Origin of the sequence: Kineococcus indalonis (genome assembly GCF_009906395.1) — a bacterium.
GTDB lineage: Bacteria > Actinomycetota > Actinomycetes > Actinomycetales > Kineococcaceae > Kineococcus > Kineococcus indalonis.
This window is the reverse complement of sequence record NZ_JAAALM010000543.1, coordinates 1-2594: the sequence shown is the minus strand read 5'-3', so window position 1 is coordinate 2594 and position 2594 is coordinate 1. Positions and strand designations below refer to the sequence as shown.

3 protein-coding genes are annotated in these 2594 nt (G+C 77.8%); 2 read left to right on the top strand and 1 reads right to left on the bottom strand.

Annotation, left to right across the window (positions count from 1 at the left end):
- The coding region (locus tag GTR00_RS18625) for a right-handed parallel beta-helix repeat-containing protein (RefSeq protein ID WP_205706171.1) at positions 1-926 on the top strand (926 nt) is incomplete at its 5' end.
- Here GTR00_RS18625 and GTR00_RS18620 read toward each other — a convergent pair.
- Positions 901-1545 carry a TetR/AcrR family transcriptional regulator gene (locus GTR00_RS18620; RefSeq protein WP_166613059.1) on the bottom strand — a complete coding sequence of 215 codons (645 nt, stop codon included), beginning with the start codon at positions 1543-1545 and terminating at the stop codon, positions 901-903. The genes GTR00_RS18625 and GTR00_RS18620 overlap by 26 nt on opposite strands.
- Before the next feature lie 96 nt (positions 1546-1641).
- Here GTR00_RS18620 and GTR00_RS18615 point away from each other — a divergent pair, with 96 nt between their 5' ends.
- Complete coding sequence (locus tag GTR00_RS18615) at positions 1642-2535, top strand: SDR family oxidoreductase (RefSeq protein ID WP_166613058.1); 894 nt, start codon at positions 1642-1644, stop codon at positions 2533-2535.
- Positions 2536-2594: the final 59 nt, after the last annotated feature.

Sequence of the window (2594 nt, the reverse complement as noted above, 5' to 3'; positions counted from 1 at the left end):
TCCCCGCCGCCGTCCCCGCCGCGAGCGCCGCGGCCCCGCCGCGGGCCACGGCCGTGCCGTGCGGGGCGGTGCTCACCCGCAGCGTGCGCCTGGCTGCCGACGTCGTGTGCCCCGACGGGCGGGGCCTGACCCTGGCCGCCGACGGGATCGAGCTGAACCTCAACGGCCACGGCCTCACCGGCCCGGGGACCGGCCCGGGCAGCTCCACGGGCACGGGCGTGCTGGTGCGCGCGCGGGACGTCGTCGTCCGCAACGGGCACGTCTCCGGCTGGGCGTCGGGGGTGCGCGCGGGGGTGGACAACGACGTGCGCGCGGGCGTGGACGACGACCTGCGCGCGAGCGCCCCGGGCACCTCGAGCGCGAGCGTGCGCGACGTGCGCCTGGCGGGCAACGGCATCGGCGCCCACGCCGTCGACGGCGGTTCCCTGGCCGTGCGCGGCTCGCGGCTGGTGGGCAACGGCTGGGGCGGGTACGCGTACCACCGCGGCCGCCTGCTCGTGGAGGGTTCCACCGTCGAGCTGAACCACACCGGTCTGCTCGCCTACGGCGACGACCGCGACGGCCTGGTGGTGCGCGACAGCACCGTGCACCGCAACCGGGGCAGCGGGGTGAGCTGCGGGCAGGCCGGGGACGTCGTCCTGGAGCGCACCACCGTGCAGCGCAACCCCGTCGGCCTGGACCTCGACGCGTGCAGCGCGCGGGTCACCGGCTCCGCGTTCGTGTGGAACGCCGTGCACGCCGAGGTGTTCCTCGACTTCCAGGACGTCCTGGAGGTCCGCTGCACGAGCTTCACCCGCGACGGCGGGCCGGTCCCGTTCCCCGTCCAGCCGTGCGTGCCGGGCACCGCCCCGCCGCCCGCCGCGGAGCAGCCCGGCGGCGGCACGGCACCGGGGACCCGCGTCACCGGCACGTTCGACGCCCCGTGACCGCGAGCCCCGCGGCCCCGAGCCCCGTGGCCCCGTCCTGGGGCCGGGGCGGCACCGGTGCGCCGAGGGTGCGGCGCAGCGACTCGAACACCTCGCGCTGCACCTGCTGCAGGGACCGCTCCTCGCCGTCGCGGATCCAGGTGGCGAAGGAGACCTGGAACACCGTGGTGGTGCAGTGGGCCAGCAGGCTCGCCGACGGTTCCGCCACGCCGCGCTCGCGCAGGGCGGCGCCCACCGCGCCCGCCAGCCCGGCCAGCTTCAGCTGCTCGCGCTCGGCCAGCGCGGGGTTGGCCTCGACGAGCTCCTGCCGGCGCCGCGAGAACGGCCGGCGCTCGTCGGGGAAGTAGGCCGCCGCCGCGCGCAGCCCCTCGGCGACCGCGGCGAGGGGGTCGCCGGCCGGGCAGGCGGCGACGGCGCCGACGACGTGCGCCACGAGCTCCTCGCCGCCGGCGAAGAGGACCTCGCGCTTGTCGGTGAAGTGCCGGAAGAAGGTCCGGTCGGTCACCCCGGCGCGGCCGGCGATCTGGGAGACGGTGGTGGGTTCGTAGCCGTGCTCGGCGAACAGCTCCATGGCCGCCTGCTGCAGCCGCTCGCGCGCCCCGGGTGCCCACCTCGCCATGCCCCCACCCTAGATGATGACAGTCCCTGACATCGCGGTGTAGCGTTGATGTCGCAAGATGACATCACTGCTGAGCACGACGACCGAGGAGCGACCATGCACGTCTTCATCACCGGTGCGTCCGGCTGGATCGGCTCCCACGCCGTCCAGGAGTTCCTCACCGCCGGCCACCGGGTGCTGGCCCTGGCCCGCTCCGACGCCTCCGCCGACGCCCTGCGCGCCCGGGGGGCCGAGGTGCTGCGCGGCGACCTGGACGACCTGGACGCGCTGCGCCGCGGCGCGGACTCCACCGGGGGCACCGTGCACCTGGCCAACAAGCACGACTTCACGGACCCCGCCGCCAGCAACGCCGCCGAGCGGGCCGCCGTGCAGGCGATCGCCGACGCCCTGGCCGGCTCCGGGCGCCCGCTCCTCGTGGCCAGCGGCGTGGCCGGGTTCCCGCCCGGGCGCCCCGTCGCCGAGGACGACGTCAACCCCGCCACCGGCCCGGCCTCCGTGCGCGGCGGCGCGGAGAACCTCGCCCTGGGCCACGCCGAGCGCGGCGTGCGCGTGCTGGCCGCCCGCTTCGCCCCCACCGTCCACGGCACCGGCGACCACGGGTTCGTCGCGACCCTCGTCGCCGCGGCCCGGGCCGCCGGCGCCTCGCGCCACGTCGGTGACGGCTCGCACCGCTGGTCGGCGGTGCACGTCGACGACGCCGCCCGCCTGGTGCGCCTGGCGCTCGAGTCCGCCCCCGCGGGCACCGTCCTGCACGCCGTGGCCGAGGAGGGGGTGGCCACCGCGGACATCGCGGGCGCGATCGGCCGCGGGCTCGGCCTGCCGGTCGTCCCGGTCGAGCCGGAGCGGGCCGTCGACGCGATGGGCTGGATCGGCGCGTTCTTCGCGATGGACCTGCCCGCCTCCAGCGAGCGGACCCGCGCGCTGCTGGGCTGGGAGCCGCAGGGCCCCACGCTCCTGGAGGACCTCGCCGCGGGCGGCTACTTCGCCTGAGCGCGCCCCGCGGCGGCCGGCGGGTCACCGTCCCGCTCGGGGGGTGCCGGGTCGGGGGG